Origin of the sequence: Pseudomonas sp. DSP3-2-3, assembly GCF_049898225.1 — a bacterium.
In the GTDB taxonomy this organism is placed as follows: Bacteria; Pseudomonadota; Gammaproteobacteria; order Pseudomonadales; family Pseudomonadaceae; genus Aquipseudomonas.
This window is the reverse complement of the sequence record NZ_JAFCXH010000039.1, coordinates 21,897-36,355: the sequence shown is the minus strand read 5'-3', so window position 1 is coordinate 36,355 and position 14,459 is coordinate 21,897. Positions and strand designations below refer to the sequence as shown.

The window sequence follows — 14,459 nt, the reverse complement described above, 5'->3', positions numbered from 1 at the left end:
TCAGGTAAGAAAGGTTGGCGGGCGCCGGACCGATGCAGACGGTTTCATCCGCCAGGCCCAGGTGCATTAACTCGCGGTCTGCCGTGGAGTGTACAGCGACAGTCTTGATGCCCAGTTCTCTACAGGCGCGTACGATACGCAAAGCAATTTCACCACGGTTGGCGATCACTACTTTTTGCAGTTTTGCGACTTCACTCATTCTGACCTCCGCGTCGCTCAAACAATGTTGAACATGGGCTGGTCGTATTCAACGGGCTGACCGTCTTCGACCATGATTGCCTCAATGATCCCACTGCAGGTCGCCTCCACCGTATTCATCATTTTCATGGCTTCAACGATGCACAAGACGTCGCCTTTTACGACGGACTGGCCAATCTCAACAAACGCTGCCGAGGTCGCTGATGCCTTGCGGTAGAACACACCCACCATAGGTGCCGAAATAACGGTGCCGGCATTTTTCAGCCCCACCTCTGGCGGCGAAGGCACTGGTGTAGGCTGTGGAACGTGCAGCGGTGTGACTGCGTGGGGATGGGCGACTGGTTTACGGTCACGACGAAGACGGACCCGATTGTCGCCTTCTTTAAAATCGATCTCCGCCAGGCTTGATCCCTCGATCAACTTGACCAGCTCTTTGACTTTTTCTATGTCCATGGTGCTTCAACCTTGTGTAATGGGCAGCGTCTTGAATGTGTGTTGGCCGTAGCGTCGGACTATCTGAGAAGATTGCCCTTGGATGTCTCACGCAGCGTGAGAATGGCCAGCAGGGCACAGACCGCAGCGCCCGCCATGAAATAGCCCGGTACCAGTAGATTGCCGGTCTTGGTGATAATCGAAGTGACCACGTAAGGGGTGATGCCGCCGCCCAGGATTGCGCCCAGGTTGATGCTGATCGCCATGGCCGTGTAGCGCACACGTGTCGGGAATTGTTCCGCGTAAGTAGGGTAGCCAACCGATTGAACGATCGGCATAGGCAGGGTCGCGACGAACATGGCCAGTGCTGCGATCCAAAGACTGCCACTGTCCATCAGGATCATCATGGGAATCACCAGAATGGCATAGCCCAGGAAACCGATACTCAGCGCCTTCCTGCGACCGATGCGGTCTGACAAACCACCCCAGAAGGGCATCATCGCCGCCATGCACAGGCTGATCACTGCAATCACCCAGTAGACTTTGGATTTGTCGAAGTGCAGGTAGGTCGTGAGGTAGATGTTCATGAACACCATCCCGATGAAGTAACCCGCATTCTGTGCAGACGCAAATACGATGACACGGAGCAGTGCCGGCAGGTTTTTGCTGAATACCTCTTTGACTGGCGCTGCCGGTGGCTTTTCCTTCTCCAGGAAGGCTTTGAATTCCGGCGTTTCTTCTACGTTATGCCGCATGTAAAACGAAAACATAACCAGCGGGATGGACAGGAAGAACGGGATACGCCAGCCCCATGCCTGCAATTGCTCGGCACTGAGCAGCCCAGTGGTGATACCGCAGACAATCGCGCCAATGGCGCCACCCACGGCAACACCCAACGGTGTGAATGAACCGAAGAACCCACGTCGGCCGTTTGGCGAAGATTCAGCCACAAATGCCGCTGCGCCTACCACTTCGCCGCCGGCGAAGAAACCTTGGGACAGTCGCAACAGCACCAGCAGGATAGGGGCTGCGAGGCCGATTTGGGCGGTGGTGGGCAACACCCCAATCAGCGCAGTTGCGGTGCCCATCCCGATCACGGTGCTGAGCAGCACTCGACGTCGACCGATACGATCGGCAAGGCGACCGAGCAGCACGCCGCCTATCGGGCGGATGACAAAGGCAATACCGAACACCGCCAAAGTGGCGAGGAGGGCAGCGGCGGGGTTATCACCGGGAAAGAACAACGGCGCGATGATGGTCGCCATATAGCCGTAGATACTGAACTCATAGTACTCAACGGCGGTGCCGGTGGCCGACGCCATGGCTGCGCGCTTGGCAATGACGACCGACTGCGTTGTGCCATGGGTGGTGTGTGCATCGACGTCGAGGTGCGGCAAGTGCGTATTTTCAGAAAGAACACGAGACATAAATACCTTCCACTCTGGCCAATGGCCAAAAGAGTTAAGTGGCAGAGGGTCCTGCCTTGAAAGTGACGTACCGAAAACCGACAGTGCACAGTTCATCCGGGCATTCAGGCGCCCAGACGCTCCGTAGTTGACTATTCAGCTCTCAGACGAGGTTTTAAGCTCGGCAGTTAAAACGAGGGGGTTGATTCACGAGGCATGGCTGTTTCCTTTTTATTATGGGTAAACGTTGTGGGTGTCACTTAAGTACGCGCACGCGCGGGTTTTTGAATGGTGATGCCCTCTTTGAGCAGCGCTTGCCTGATCGCACTGGCAAACGCTGCGGCGCCGGGCTGGTCGCCGTGTATGCAAAGCGTGTGTGCTTTCACCGGTACCCAGGTCCCTTGGGTTGTGCGCACTTCGCCTAAATGCAGCATGTTCATCACTTGATCGATGGCATCGTGGAGGTTTTCGATCATTGCGCCAGGCTGGATGCGGGGCGTCAGTGTGCCGTCCTCCTGGTAGCTGCGATCGGCAAACACTTCCTGTGCCACGGTCAAACCACAGGCTTGGGCGGCGCTGACCAAGGCACTTCCCGACAAGCCGAAAAGAATCAGGCTCGGATCGATGTCCTTGACTGCTCTACAGATCGCGTCGGCGGTGGGCCTGTGCACCGCTGCGAAGTTGTAAAGCGCGCCGTGGGGTTTGACATGGCGCAGTTCGACCTTGGCTGCTTGGGTGAACCCGAGCAAAGCGCCTACTTGGTAGACGATGAGTTCGTACACTTCATCTTCGGACAGCGTCATCATTCGGCGCCCGAAACCTTGCAGGTCGTCGAAGCCAGGATGGGCCCCAACGGCCACGCCCAACTTTGCGGCCAACGCGACGGTCGCTCGCATTGAGCGCGAATCCCCGGCGTGAAACCCGCAGGCGATATTGACTGAGGTGAGGTGGGGAAGAATCGCCGCATCGTCGCCTGCGCGATAAATGCTGAAGCCTTCGCCCAGGTCACTGTTGAAATCTATTTCAGGCATTGAAGGCCTCCATTGCTTTGCGCGTGCGAGCGCGGGTGAGCAGCAATGCTTCGGCGGCACTCAAATCTATAAGAGAGAATCGCAACTTATCGCCCGGCAGCAACTGCGCCAGCCGGGGAAGATCAACGCTGGCTACTTGGGCGATCCGTGGGTATCCGCCGGTCGTTTGTCGGTCGGCCATCAAGATCAGCGGCTTGCCGCTGGGCGGCACCTGGACGGTGCCGAACGAGACACTTTCCGATAACAGCTCTTTGGGTGAAGACAGCGTCAGCGGGGTGCCGTCAAGCCGGTAGCCCATACGGTCCGAGTCACCGCTCAAGGTGTAGTCATCGCTCAAGAAGTGCTCCTGGGACTCATCGGAAAAGTCCTTCCATTCCCGCCCCGCGATCACTCTTATCGGCTCGCATGCAACCGCTTCATACAGCCCAAATTTTGAGCGCAGGCTGAGGCGTGGCGGGTTGGCAAACGATGAGCAGATGGGAATCAAATCCCCGGCTTGCAGTGCGCGGCCGCGCAACCCGCCGAACCCGCCTCGGGAATAAGTGCTGGTGCTGTTCATCAGCGGTTCCAGCAAAAAGCCGCCACCTACCGCGAGGTAACTGCGGGCGCCCTGTCGCCGTTTGCCGAAACTCAAGGTACTACCTGGAGACACCAGGGCTGCCACGCCGGGCTTGAGCGGGATCGCATCCAGCTCGGCGCCGAGGTCCGCGCCGGCGAGCGCAATCACGGCTTTGGCCTGAAAGAGCAGCGTCGGGCCCTGGAGGGTCATTTCCAGCGTGCTGAAGGTACGAGGATTGCCGACCAGCAGGTTGCACAGGGCATGCGCATCCTCATCCATCACGCCGGTCACGGGTACGCCCCAATGCTGGAACCCATGCCGTCCGGTGTCCTGGAAGGTTGAGAGCATGCCGGGTTTGATTACCTTGATGGTCACTTCGTGTTCTCCCGAGCCAACAGATCAAACTCATGGCGGGTAATGGGTACAAATCGAATCTGGTCGCCGCCTTGTAAAAGACACGGCGGCTCACTCAAGGGGGAAAACATGGGCAGCGGTGTACGCCCTATGAGGTTCCAGCCGCCGGGGAGATCAGCCGGGTAAATCACGCTTTGTCGGTTGGCGATGCCGATGCTGCCTTGCTTGACAAGCGTGCGCGGTGTCGCGCGACGAGGCAGCGATAGGGCGCTGTCGTGCATGCCGATGTAGGGGTGACCTGGCGCGAAACCGACCATCAACACATCCAGCCAGTCGGCCGTGTGGGCGGTGATGACCTCGTTGGCGGTCAGGCCGCAGGCCTGCGCGATCTCTTCAAGGTCCGGGGCATATTCCGGGTCGTAGCACACGGGAATGTCGAGGCGGGTGCCGATCGTTACGGCAGCGCTGTGCGAATCCTTGAGACGCTCAGTCACAAGTTTGCAGATCGATTCGTAAGGAGACACACCGGGGAAAAGGCTGGAAATTGACTCAGGAGAGTAATGAACACCGACGGTCACCATCGCAGATACAACATCCGTGACGCCCGGTAGCTGGCCTTGAGCGCCCAGGGCACGTAACTGACTGCCGACTGAGGCGGCCTGGCGGTTGAGGTCAATGGAAAATACGCTGCCAAATACCAGTATCACGCAGCGATCACCGCACGGCTCGAACTGCCATTTAACGGGGGAAAGAGACGCCCTTGGCGGCTCATCCAAAATGAGACTGAGGTCGGACATAGTGTTCTCTATCCTCATGCGGCAGGCTAAGCATCGGCCAGGCGCATGCAGCGAGACAGAGAAAGCACGAGCTTTCACAGATATCCGGCGCAACACAGCAAGGCTTCACGGCTTGATAGTGCGCCGTCGCTCTAATGGCGACGGTCGCTTGAACAACAGATTACTTGGCGAACAGCTGACTCATATCCTTGAACGCTTTGAACTCCAGGGCGTTGCCGCACGGGTCGAACAGGAACATGGTGGCCTGCTCGCCCACCTGGCCTTTAAAGCGAATGTAGGGTTCGATCACAAACCTGGTCGCGCGCGCTTTCAAACGCTCGGCCAGTGCTTCCCATTGCGCCCACTCCAGGATGATGCCGAAGTGCGGAACCGGTACGTCGTGGCCGTCTACCGGGTTGCTGTGCACGCTTTCCTGCGAAGCAGTCTTTGGGTGCTCATGGATGACCAGTTGATGGCCGTAGAAATCGAAGTCTACCCACTGGTCACTTGAGCGACCTTCGGAAAGACCGAACACCTCACCGTAAAAGTGACGTGTGGCGGCCAAATCGTAAACGGGAATTGCCAGATGGAAAGGGGAGAGGCTCACGGTGGTTTCCTATTGACTTGTTTTGATCTGAATCAATTCTTATCCGGAAACCGCGCGGGTAAAAGCGCAAATTCTGTGTTCTGAGCACGAATAATTTCGATGAGTCATACGGTTTTACAAGGTTTTGCACCATAGTTGTTCATGCCGCACCACAACGGCTCGCTTTCCTGCTGAAAAGCTCGCGCATCCAGGATTGATTTTTCGAGGCAGGCATGCGTCCGACAGGTATCACACCGCATCAAGAACGCAGGCCCGGAAGATATTGAACAGCGGTGAATGCTTTTGCCGATATTTTGATACCAGCACGATTTCTCTGAAAAACGTGAGCTTACGCAACTCCAGCACCCTGACGTCCTCCGCATGTTCAAGCCATAGACCCGCTTTGGGTACCAGCGAAACGCCCAGCCCACTGCGCACCATCTTCACAATGGCATCCAGTTCATCCAGCTCCAGTGCCTGATGCACATGGATTTTTTGCTGCTTGAGAAACTGGGTGACCAGGCGCCCGCCAAATGATCCGCGGTCATAACGTACAAAGGGCTGCTCGACGAGAATCGCCAGCGGGTCGTCGCCTACGACATCTTTGGCCGTGATCAGCACAAAAGCCTCGCGCGCGATGACCTCTGCATGCAGATCCTTGGGTAGCGAAAACGGCGGTTTGATCATGATGGCCAGGTCCAGCTCTCCGGCGTCGACCTGGCTGAGCAGATTCAACGAAACACCCGGTACAAGGTTGGTTTCGATGAACGGGGCCTGTGATTTCAAGGCCACCAGCGCCTGCGGCAGGATACCGGTCTGGACCGTGCCGATTGCGCCAATTCGCAACGCTCCGTGGAAGTCATTACCGCTGTCTGCGGCCCCCATCCGGCCGAAGAGCCGCAGGATTTCCTCGGCCAGGGGAATGGCACGTTGGCCTGCTGAATTAAGCGTGGCTGAGCGTCCGGTACGATCAAACAGTTTGACGCCCAATGTGTCCTCAAGGCTTTTGATCTGGGCGCTGACGGCAGACTGCGTCAGCCCAACCTGCTGGCCAGCCGCTGCGAACGTGCCCCGCTGCGTAACGCAGATAAATGTCTTCAACTCTCTAATCATGTCGCACCTGGATTCGTCATTGGGTGTTGGCGCAGAACGTCGTCTGGTTCGCTGTGTTTATTGTTGAGCACTTTTTCCAAGTGCTCAACGAACACGCGCACCCTGTGCGGAACATGTTGACGTGTCGGAAGCACCGCCGTGATCGACAGCTGCTCGGGCAGCACATCCTCAAGGTTCACCATGACTAGGGAACCTTCAGCAAGCTCGTTGCGGATATCCCAATACGTCAGCATGGCCAGGCCCAGGCCTTGTTTGCTTGCGGTGCGCACCGCCTCAACACTGTTGGCAGTAAATACGCCGTGAGCACGGATGGTCACGGGGGCAGCGCCTTTGGTAAATGGCCAGTAGGGCATGCCGTACAACGCGATGCAGAGATGACGACTGAGGTCATCCAACACTGCCGGCGTACCGCATTGCGCCAGGTAGGCCGGGCTCGCGCAGACCACGCGTGGTTGGGCGCCAGGGTTGTGGCGACCAATGTCGAGTCGCGCAACGTGGCGATGCGAATGGCTACATCAATGCCGAGTCCGGCTATGTCGATGATGCTGTCCGATAACGTCAGGTCGACCTTGAGGGTCGGGTTGTCAGCCAGCAGGGCTGGCAGCAGCGGCATGATAACGATTACCCCAATCAACGCGAAGATCGATGGGGCGGTGATGTACGCCAGCGCTTGAGCCTGACTCTTGAGGTCATCGCAGCGGTGAAAAAGGTGGTCTGCCACTCGCCAGTGGGGGTGCGTATATCCCAGGGCAAGGTCAATGACTTTCAGCACAAATGGGCGGGTGGGGAACACGACGCACAGGCGATCTTCGGCAGCTTGGCTGACGCAGGGTCGACTTCATCCATGTGACTGAGCATCAAGCCTGGCAGCCGGCATTTATCGGCAACGAGGCAAGCCTGGTGACGCTGGCCCGTCGTTATGCGCCGGGCGTCGCGTTGATCGCCAATGGCAGAGTGCAGGACTCGCCCACCGTTGAACAAACCCTGCACGCTGGCGCAGATATCATCGCCGTCGGTAAGGCTGCCTTGGCCAATCCGGACCTGGTACAACAGTTACTCGCGGGGCGCGCACCGGAACCCTTCGACCCATCGCTGCTTGCGCCGATTGCCCATATCAAAGACCTCGAGTTGAGATAAACGTAGCGGGTTACATGTCGGCGGTGGGTGCTCCCACTCTTTAGGTCAGCCATCGCCACTCGATTCAAGCCTTTGGAACACACATGCAGGGCCAGAAGGACACGGCCCAGGAATAAAAAAATGAGCACGGCCTTTGGCGGTGCTCATTGGGTTTATCAAGCAGCTAACAAAATAAAATTGTGTTTGTGAAAAATTTATATTGATTTTTTTTAAGGCTGTGCGGCTTTAGCATAAATCCGTCTTCAAAAAGCCGTCGGGCAGCGACCACGGTGTCCGGCACCACAAACCAATAAAAAAAATTGTTATCGGAGTCCTGATGAGTCTTTCTCCTTTCCACCTCGCAATCCCTGTGTATGACCTGGCCGCCACACGTCACTTCTATGGTGAGGTGTTCGGTCTCTCCGAAGGCCGCTCAAGCAACCAGTGGGTAGACTTCGATTTCTACGGCCATCAACTGGTCATCCACGAACACCCCAAAACTGCTTCGCAGGAAAGCGTGCACAGCAACCCGGTAGACGGCCACGACGTACCGGTTCCGCACTTCGGCATCATCCTGGAGTGGGCGCAATGGGAAGCACTGGCCGAGCGTTTGAAAGCGCGCGCGACCAGGTTTGTGATCGAACCCTATATTCGCTTTAAAGGCCAGGTCGGCGAGCAGGCCACCATGTTCCTGTTCGATCCGTGCGGCAACGCCCTGGAGTTCAAGGCGTTCAAGGATATGAGTCAGCTGTTCGCTAAATAATAAAAACCTGGCGCGCCAGCAAGCGTGCGCCAGGAACACTTAAATGAGCTGGAAGCTCATGAATCTAGCAACTGCGCTCAAGCAGTCCTTTCATTCCAACAAAAAGGCTAGACATGAAACGTATCCCCTTAGTTTGGCAAATCGTTGCCGGGCTGTTGCTTGGCGTGCTCGTGGGTTGGTATTTCAATACTCACCCGGAAAATCAAGTTTGGGTCAGTTCTGAAATCCTTAAACCGCTCGGTGATATCTTCATCAAGATGATGAAGATGGTCGTCGTGCCGATTGTGTTCTGCTGCATGATCCTCGGAATTGCCGGGGGCGGTGATAACAAATCGTTCGGCCGAATGGGCGCAAAGTCGTTGATCTACTTCTTTGCAATCACCAGCCTCGCCATCGTGCTTGGCTTGTGCTTCGCCAATCTGTTCGAGCCGGGTAAGGGCACCGAAATCGCCGGCATTGCGCATAACGCGGCAGCCGTGCATATGGAGCCGTCGAAAGGTGCGCTGATCATCCTGCAAAACATCGTGCCCGATAACGTGATTGTCGCAATGTCGGAAGCGAAGTTGTTGTCGGTGCTGTTCTTTGCCGTGCTGCTGGGTATGGCGTTGAACACATTGCCTAAAGAGAAGAGCGCACCGGTTGTTGCTGTTGTGCAGGGCTTCTCCGACGCTATGTTCAAGGTGGTGTCGTTTGTCATGGCTTACGCACCGATTGGTGTATTCGGCATGATCGGCGCAACCGTGGCGACCTTCGGATTTGCCTCGTTGCTACCGTTGCTCAAGTTGATCGGCGTGGTGTACCTGGCGCTGATTACCTTTGCGCTGGTGATGCTCGGCGGCATTTGCTACTTGATCGGCGAAAACGTCTTCAAGCTGATCAAGTACTTCCGCGATGAGCTGATTCTGGCCTTCTCCAGCGCGGCCTCTGCGGCCGTCATGCCTCAGTTGATGACCAAGCTGGAAGCCTATGGCGTGCCTCGGCGCATCGTCAGCTTCGTGGTGCCGGTGGGTTATGCGTTTAACCTGGACGGTGCGTCGATCTTCCTCGGTGTGGCGACGATCTTTATCGCCCAGCTCTATGGCATCGACCTGTCATTGACTCAGCAGATTTTGCTGGTGGTCACGATGGTGCTGACGTCGAAAGGCGCTGCGGGTGTGCCTGGGTTTGCCATCATCATTCTATCGGCCACCTTGGCGTCTGCCGGGCTGCCGTTGGAAGGGGTTGCGTTGATTGCCGGGATATTCCGGATCATCGATAGCGGCACCACCACTCTGAACGTGCTGGGTAATGCGATTGCACCTCTTGTCATCGCCAAGTGGGAGAGAACGCCCCTGGAGCGCAAAGGCTCTGTTGGGGTCGGGCAGAACGCTTAATCAGTGACACACAAGAGCCTTCCACGTTAACCGCGTCGAGGGCTCTTTTTTTGGCTGATAAATCAATAATTACACTTCTTATTAAGAGCGACCTAATGAAAATAACATCTATCAAACATTTATTTTTTGTGGCCATGGTTTCGAGCTTCGGCGCGATGGCTCAAGCAGAAAATTTACTAAGCGACCAACACGTTATCAGCAGTAAAACAGTAAGCAAGCCAACATACGTTGAAGAATACCAAGCTATCACCGAGGTGCTTAACAAGTATATTGAGGGTTGCAAGCAAGCCAAGAGCAGTATCATGAAGCCCGCTTTCAATGAACATGCAACGATGTACAGTGTCGGCGCCGATGGCGAGCTGACAGGCGGCGCGATTCCAATCCTGTTCGAGGGGATCGACAAGGATTTCCGCCCCTCTCCTGACGCATAGGCCGCTATTACTCGCATTGAAATCGTCGGTACCGCAGCTAGCGCTCGCATCGACGCCAACGACATGTCAGGCATCTCTTTCACCGACTTCTTCCATCTGCTGAAAGTCGAAGGCAAGTGGACTGTAGTTAGCAAGATTTTCCAAACGCATGCAGCGCCTTGATTACTGTTCACCCCGTGGGACTGCCTGTTCTATAATCAGCTGAGCCAGTAATTTTACTGGCTCGGTAAGGCTGCGGCGTGCACGATGAATGAGACCGATGTCGCGATGGAATGTACGTTGTTTCAGGTCGATCGCACGTACTTCAGCAGGCCATTCCTTACGAGTGGCCGTTTCCGGTACCAGGGCCACACCGACGCCATTTGCAACCAGTTTGATGATCGCGTCCAGCTCATCGAGTTCGCAGACTTCATGCAATGAAAAATGGGTTTGACGCAAGAACCTATCAACCTGGCGTCCACCAAAAGATGAACGGTCATAGCGGATAAAGGGCTGGCTCGATACCAACTCAGCCCAATCCTCGCCTGGTATATCAGCCGGGACAATCAGTCGATACGGTTCGCGTGCCAAGGTTGTCCAGCGCAGATCGCTGTGAAGAGAGAAGGGTGGACGGATGATCGCCGCCATATCGATTTCACCTGAATCGACCTGATTTACCAATTCCATCGACAGCCCAGGCAGGACTCGCGTCCTGCACTGTGGGGATCGTTGGTGAAATTCAGCCAAGGCTTCCGGTAAGAACGAGCGCTGAACCGAGGCAATCGCCCCAATGGTCACCAAAACATTTGCGGGAAGACCCACTGATGTCGTGCCCAGGTCTTTGAACTGGCGCACCAGTTCCTGGCCCTGCAACAAAACCTGGTGACCCATTCGGTTGAGCTGGGCGGAGCGACCTTTACGGTCGAACAACTCCACGCCTAGCTCTGCCTCAAGGCGTTGCATCTGGGCGCTGACGGCGGCTTGGGTGAGGCCGATTTTGCTGCCGGCAGCCGCAAATGTGCCTTCTCTCGCCACGGCGATAAGTGTTTTCAGTTCTTTGATCATGCTCAAATAATAATTATGTTTCGCGGGGAAATATATTTATATTTTTGTCGCTGAAGCGCTGCGTAAACTGCCTCCGACACAGGTGAACAAACGCCAGGTGCTCCAACGGGCTCCTGACGCTAAAGCGTTTTTTTGCTAGCATCCGCCGCACTATGAAGAAACCCGCCCATGACATACGCCAGCACATCATCGATGTCGCCAGGTCGCTTATGACTCAAAAAGGTTACACCGCCGTCGGCCTTACCGAGTTGCTCGCGGCCGCGGGAGTACCTAAAGGGTCGTTCTATCACTACTTCCGTTCCAAGGACGAGTTTGGCCAAGCGCTACTCGAAGAGTACTTTGATGAGTACCTCACGCGGGTCGATGTGCAATTGGCCAGCCAGGGCTCCGGCGCCGAACGTCTGTTGAGCTATCTACGCTATTGGGCCGAGACACAGGCGTTTGATCACACTGATCAAAAATGCCTGGTGGTCAAATTGGGAGCGGAAGTGTGTGATCTGTCCGAAAACATGCGCGGGGTGCTCGACAAAGGGACTGCCCTGATCATCGAGCGGATGATTCGTTGTGTTGAGCAGGGCAAAGCCGATGGTTCCATCGCCGTATCCGTTGACGCTGCCATATTGGCGGAAGCGCTCTACCAGATGTGGTTGGGCGCCTCGTTGCTCGTCAAGGTCAACAGGACTCGCGAGCCCTTTGACGCGGCGCTTGAAATGAGTCGGCGCTTATTGGCCTGACCTTAATCCCGGGGATGAAGTCATCATTCCTGCGCCTTATTGGGTGTCGTATCCGGACATGGTGCGCCTGGCAGGGGGCACGCCCGTGGAGATCCCCTGCGCGGCCCATCAGCATTTCAAGATCACCGCCGAGCAACTCCAGCAGGCGATCACGCCGCGCACGAAATGGTTGATTCTGAATTCGCCAAGCAACCCGACCGGCGCTGGCTATAGCGCAACAGAGCTCGAACAGTTGGGCGCCGTGCTGTTGGAGCATCCACATGTCTACATGCTGACGGATGACATGTACGAGCATTTGAGCTATGACGGATGGGTATTTTCCACCATGGCTTCGCAGGTACCGGCATTGCACGATCGTGTGTTGACGGTCAATGGCGTCTCAAAGGCCTATTCGATGACGGGCTGGCGCATTGGTTATGCCGGCGGTCCTAAACCTCTTATTGCCGCCATGGCCACCATTCAGTCCCAGACCACCAGCAACCCTTGCGCGATATCCCAGGCTGCTGCGGTGGCCGCGCTGGATGGGCCTATCGATTTTCTGGCTGAGCGCAATGAAGTGTTTCGTCAGCGCAGAGACCTTTGCCTGGAGGCTTTCAACAGCACACCTGGGCTGGTGTGTCGCCGTCTGGAGGGTGCGTTCTATCTCTTCCCAGCATGTTCGGCGCTGTTCGGCCGCAAAACCCCGGCGGGCATGGTGCTGACGAATGATGTGGAGGTTTGCCAGTACCTGCTTGAGGCCGCCCAAGTGGCGGTCGTGCCGGGGAGCGCATTTGGATTGGAAGGGTACTTCCGCATTTCTTTCGCCACCTCCACGGCGCTACTGGAGCAGGCGTGCGCGCGCAACAAAAAGGCGTGTGAACAGCTCGCTTGAACGCAGCAGTGGGTTTTGCGGGGTCGCTTCCAGTCAAACAGAGAGGGACGGGGCCAGCATTGCTACAGCTGTGGCCCCGATACCTTGCAGGTCTTCACGGCTTGCAGCGTCATGTGCTTGCAGTGACATGCCTTCGAGCAATGTGTTCAAGGCTGCGGCAAGCAGACGGGTATTGGTGTAGGGGCGCAGCTGACCATCTGCAACCGCGCGATCCAGGCGCTGCTGCAAGTAGTCACGTCCCTCCTGGCGCAAGGCTTTAAGGGTGGCGGTGACTTCGCCGGCATCGTCGGAGACGTTGACAGCCGCGAGCACGACCATACAACCGCATGGGGCCTCGGGCTCTGTCAGGATCGATGCTGAGGTATGGAAGAAGTTGCTGATGGCGCGCACGATGTCCGGTTCCGTGTCCATGCGCTCCCACGTGGCATCCCAGAATGTTGCTTCGTAGTAGGCAACTGCTTCCAGAAACAACTTGGCTTTGTTGCCGAATGCCGCATAAAGGCTGGGAGGGCTGATGTTCATCGCTGAACACAACTCCGCCACAGAGGCCGGCTCGTAGCCACGCGTCCAAAACACTGCCAAGGCATGAAGCAGGGCCTGGTCACGGTCGAACGCGCGCGGGCGTCCTTTTGCGCGGCGAACAGAGAGTGGAGTGGGTTCAGTCATTGAGTGCAGCACCTTAGGGCGTATCGCCAGACGAGCATGTCTGGAAGAGATGTCTGCACCAATGATACACAAAACAAACATTTCGGTTGCGCGGGGTGAGGGCTTGGTGATTTTGCGGTTTCAGGTCGCCCCCGACGCGCGCACGGGTGTCGTGATGTTGTATCGCTCGAGCACCTGTCCAATACCGCCCAATAGCGGTATCACATGCTTCGCAATATCATCGGCGACTTTGGTGGGCACCATCTCTGCAGTTGGTTGGGTTCCCACGGACTTAACCGTGGCGTGTGTCATCATTTGCCGTTGATCGTAGAAAGTTAAGCCATTCTAAAATCACCTAGACGACCGGTCTAGTTTTAACTAGAGTGGCCGCATTATGAAAAAGCATCATTCTGAAACACGCCAACACATCCTGGATGTCGCCAGGACGTTGATGACGCACAAAGGCTATACCAGTGTAGGTTTGGCTGAGGTGGTGGCAGCTGCGAGCGTGCCGAAAGGTTCGTTCTACCATTACTTCAAATCGAAGGATGAATTTGGTCAGGCGTTGCTTGAACAGTATTTTTCCGACTACCTGGAAACGGTTGACACCCTGTTGATGGGATCTGCACCCGCGGCGCAAAGGTTGCTGAGTTACTTCCAGTATTGGGCGCGAACCCAGTGCTCCGATCTACCGACCGACAAGTGCCTGGTCGTTAAATTGGGCGCCGAGGTGTGTGACCTCTCGGAGGGCATGCGCCTGGTGCTCGACCAAGGTACGCAGGCCATCCACGCCAAGCTTGAGCGCTGTATTGAGCAGGGCCTGGTCGATGGATCGATCACCTCCGCAGTGCCAAGCGCGACGCTTGCGAAATCGCTCTACCAGGTTTGGCTCGGTGCCTCCCTGATGATGAAGATCGGCAAGCGCGAGGCAGCCTTTGAAACTTCCCTGACCCTAGCAAAGCGACTCTTGTCGTAGCTATTTTTTTATCAATTCGCTAGACGACCGGTCTATTTAATCGAGGTCATC

Annotated in this window: 14 protein-coding genes and 4 pseudogenes; 7 read left to right on the top strand and 11 right to left on the bottom strand. The window is 56.3% G+C overall.

All coding sequences use genetic code 11. The features are described from left to right. The 9 genes and pseudogenes from ACP7E4_RS27480 to ACP7E4_RS27440 form a co-directional block, all read right to left on the bottom strand. On the bottom strand, positions 1–199 hold a 199-nt coding region (locus ACP7E4_RS27480; RefSeq protein WP_426118984.1), incomplete at its 3' end, for a biotin carboxylase N-terminal domain-containing protein. 17 nt (positions 200–216) lie between these two features. After that, positions 217–651 (bottom strand): acetyl-CoA carboxylase biotin carboxyl carrier protein, encoded by a 435-nt coding sequence (gene accB, locus ACP7E4_RS27475; protein WP_426118986.1) that lies wholly within the window; start codon positions 649–651, stop codon positions 217–219. 59 nt (positions 652–710) lie between these two features. Then, positions 711–2,057: an MFS transporter gene (locus ACP7E4_RS27470; protein WP_426118988.1), complete on the bottom strand. Its 1,347-nt coding sequence runs from the start codon at positions 2,055–2,057 to the stop codon at positions 711–713. 239 nt (positions 2,058–2,296) lie between these two features. Beyond that, the gene (locus tag ACP7E4_RS27465; protein ID WP_426118990.1) at positions 2,297–3,067 is read right to left on the bottom strand and encodes a LamB/YcsF family protein; all 771 of its coding nucleotides are present in this window, start codon (positions 3,065–3,067) and stop codon (positions 2,297–2,299) included. After that, a complete protein-coding gene (locus ACP7E4_RS27460; RefSeq protein WP_426118992.1) occupies positions 3,060–4,001 on the bottom strand; it encodes a biotin-dependent carboxyltransferase family protein in 942 nt (313 codons plus the stop codon). Before ACP7E4_RS27460 ends, ACP7E4_RS27465 begins: the two co-directional genes overlap by 8 nt. After that, complete coding sequence (locus tag ACP7E4_RS27455) at positions 3,998–4,777, bottom strand: 5-oxoprolinase subunit B family protein (RefSeq protein ID WP_426118994.1); 780 nt, start codon at positions 4,775–4,777, stop codon at positions 3,998–4,000. The genes ACP7E4_RS27460 and ACP7E4_RS27455 overlap by 4 nt, the downstream gene beginning before the upstream one ends. A 160-nt stretch (positions 4,778–4,937) precedes the next feature. After that, a complete protein-coding gene (locus ACP7E4_RS27450) occupies positions 4,938–5,363 on the bottom strand; it encodes a VOC family protein (RefSeq protein ID WP_426118996.1) in 426 nt (141 codons plus the stop codon). 228 nt (positions 5,364–5,591) lie between these two features. Further along, positions 5,592–6,455 (bottom strand): LysR family transcriptional regulator, encoded by an 864-nt coding sequence (locus tag ACP7E4_RS27445; RefSeq protein WP_426118998.1) that lies wholly within the window; start codon positions 6,453–6,455, stop codon positions 5,592–5,594. Next, a pseudogene (locus ACP7E4_RS27440) lies at positions 6,452–7,113 on the bottom strand (substrate binding domain-containing protein); the annotation flags it as partial. The pseudogene ACP7E4_RS27440 and the gene ACP7E4_RS27445, both read right to left, overlap by 4 nt. Here ACP7E4_RS27440 and ACP7E4_RS27435 point away from each other — a divergent pair. From ACP7E4_RS27435 to ACP7E4_RS27420, 4 genes and pseudogenes are all read left to right on the top strand, one after another. After that, positions 7,075–7,592: pseudogene (locus tag ACP7E4_RS27435) on the top strand (tRNA-dihydrouridine synthase); the annotation flags it as partial. The pseudogenes ACP7E4_RS27440 and ACP7E4_RS27435 overlap by 39 nt on opposite strands. A gap of 316 nt (positions 7,593–7,908) precedes the next feature. Beyond that, positions 7,909–8,334, top strand: a complete 426-nt coding sequence (locus ACP7E4_RS27430) for a VOC family protein (protein ID WP_426119000.1) — start codon at positions 7,909–7,911, stop codon at positions 8,332–8,334. A 113-nt stretch (positions 8,335–8,447) separates the two neighbouring features. After that, positions 8,448–9,707: a cation:dicarboxylate symporter family transporter gene (locus tag ACP7E4_RS27425; protein WP_426119002.1), complete on the top strand. Its 1,260-nt coding sequence runs from the start codon at positions 8,448–8,450 to the stop codon at positions 9,705–9,707. A gap of 155 nt (positions 9,708–9,862) precedes the next feature. Continuing rightward, a pseudogene (locus tag ACP7E4_RS27420) lies at positions 9,863–10,300 on the top strand (nuclear transport factor 2 family protein). On the opposite strand, the gene ACP7E4_RS27415 reads toward ACP7E4_RS27420, so the two are convergent. Then, complete coding sequence (locus ACP7E4_RS27415) at positions 10,301–11,182, bottom strand: LysR family transcriptional regulator (RefSeq protein WP_426119004.1); 882 nt, start codon at positions 11,180–11,182, stop codon at positions 10,301–10,303. It lies immediately after the preceding pseudogene. A 152-nt stretch (positions 11,183–11,334) separates the two neighbouring features. Between ACP7E4_RS27415 and ACP7E4_RS27410 the strand changes: the two genes are divergently transcribed. Next, on the top strand, positions 11,335–11,916 hold the full coding sequence (locus ACP7E4_RS27410) for a TetR/AcrR family transcriptional regulator (RefSeq protein ID WP_426119006.1): 582 nt from the start codon (positions 11,335–11,337) through the stop codon (positions 11,914–11,916). Between the two features lie 10 nt (positions 11,917–11,926). Continuing rightward, positions 11,927–12,787, top strand: a pseudogene (locus ACP7E4_RS27405) (pyridoxal phosphate-dependent aminotransferase); the annotation flags it as partial. A 33-nt stretch (positions 12,788–12,820) separates the two neighbouring features. Here ACP7E4_RS27405 and ACP7E4_RS27400 read toward each other — a convergent pair. Then, a complete protein-coding gene (locus ACP7E4_RS27400; protein WP_426119008.1) occupies positions 12,821–13,453 on the bottom strand; it encodes a TetR/AcrR family transcriptional regulator in 633 nt (210 codons plus the stop codon). Between the two features lie 373 nt (positions 13,454–13,826). On the opposite strand from ACP7E4_RS27400, the gene ACP7E4_RS27395 reads away from it, so the two are divergent. Next, positions 13,827–14,408, top strand: coding sequence for a TetR/AcrR family transcriptional regulator (locus tag ACP7E4_RS27395; protein ID WP_426119010.1), 582 nt, complete (start codon positions 13,827–13,829; stop codon positions 14,406–14,408). Positions 14,409–14,459: the final 51 nt, after the last annotated feature.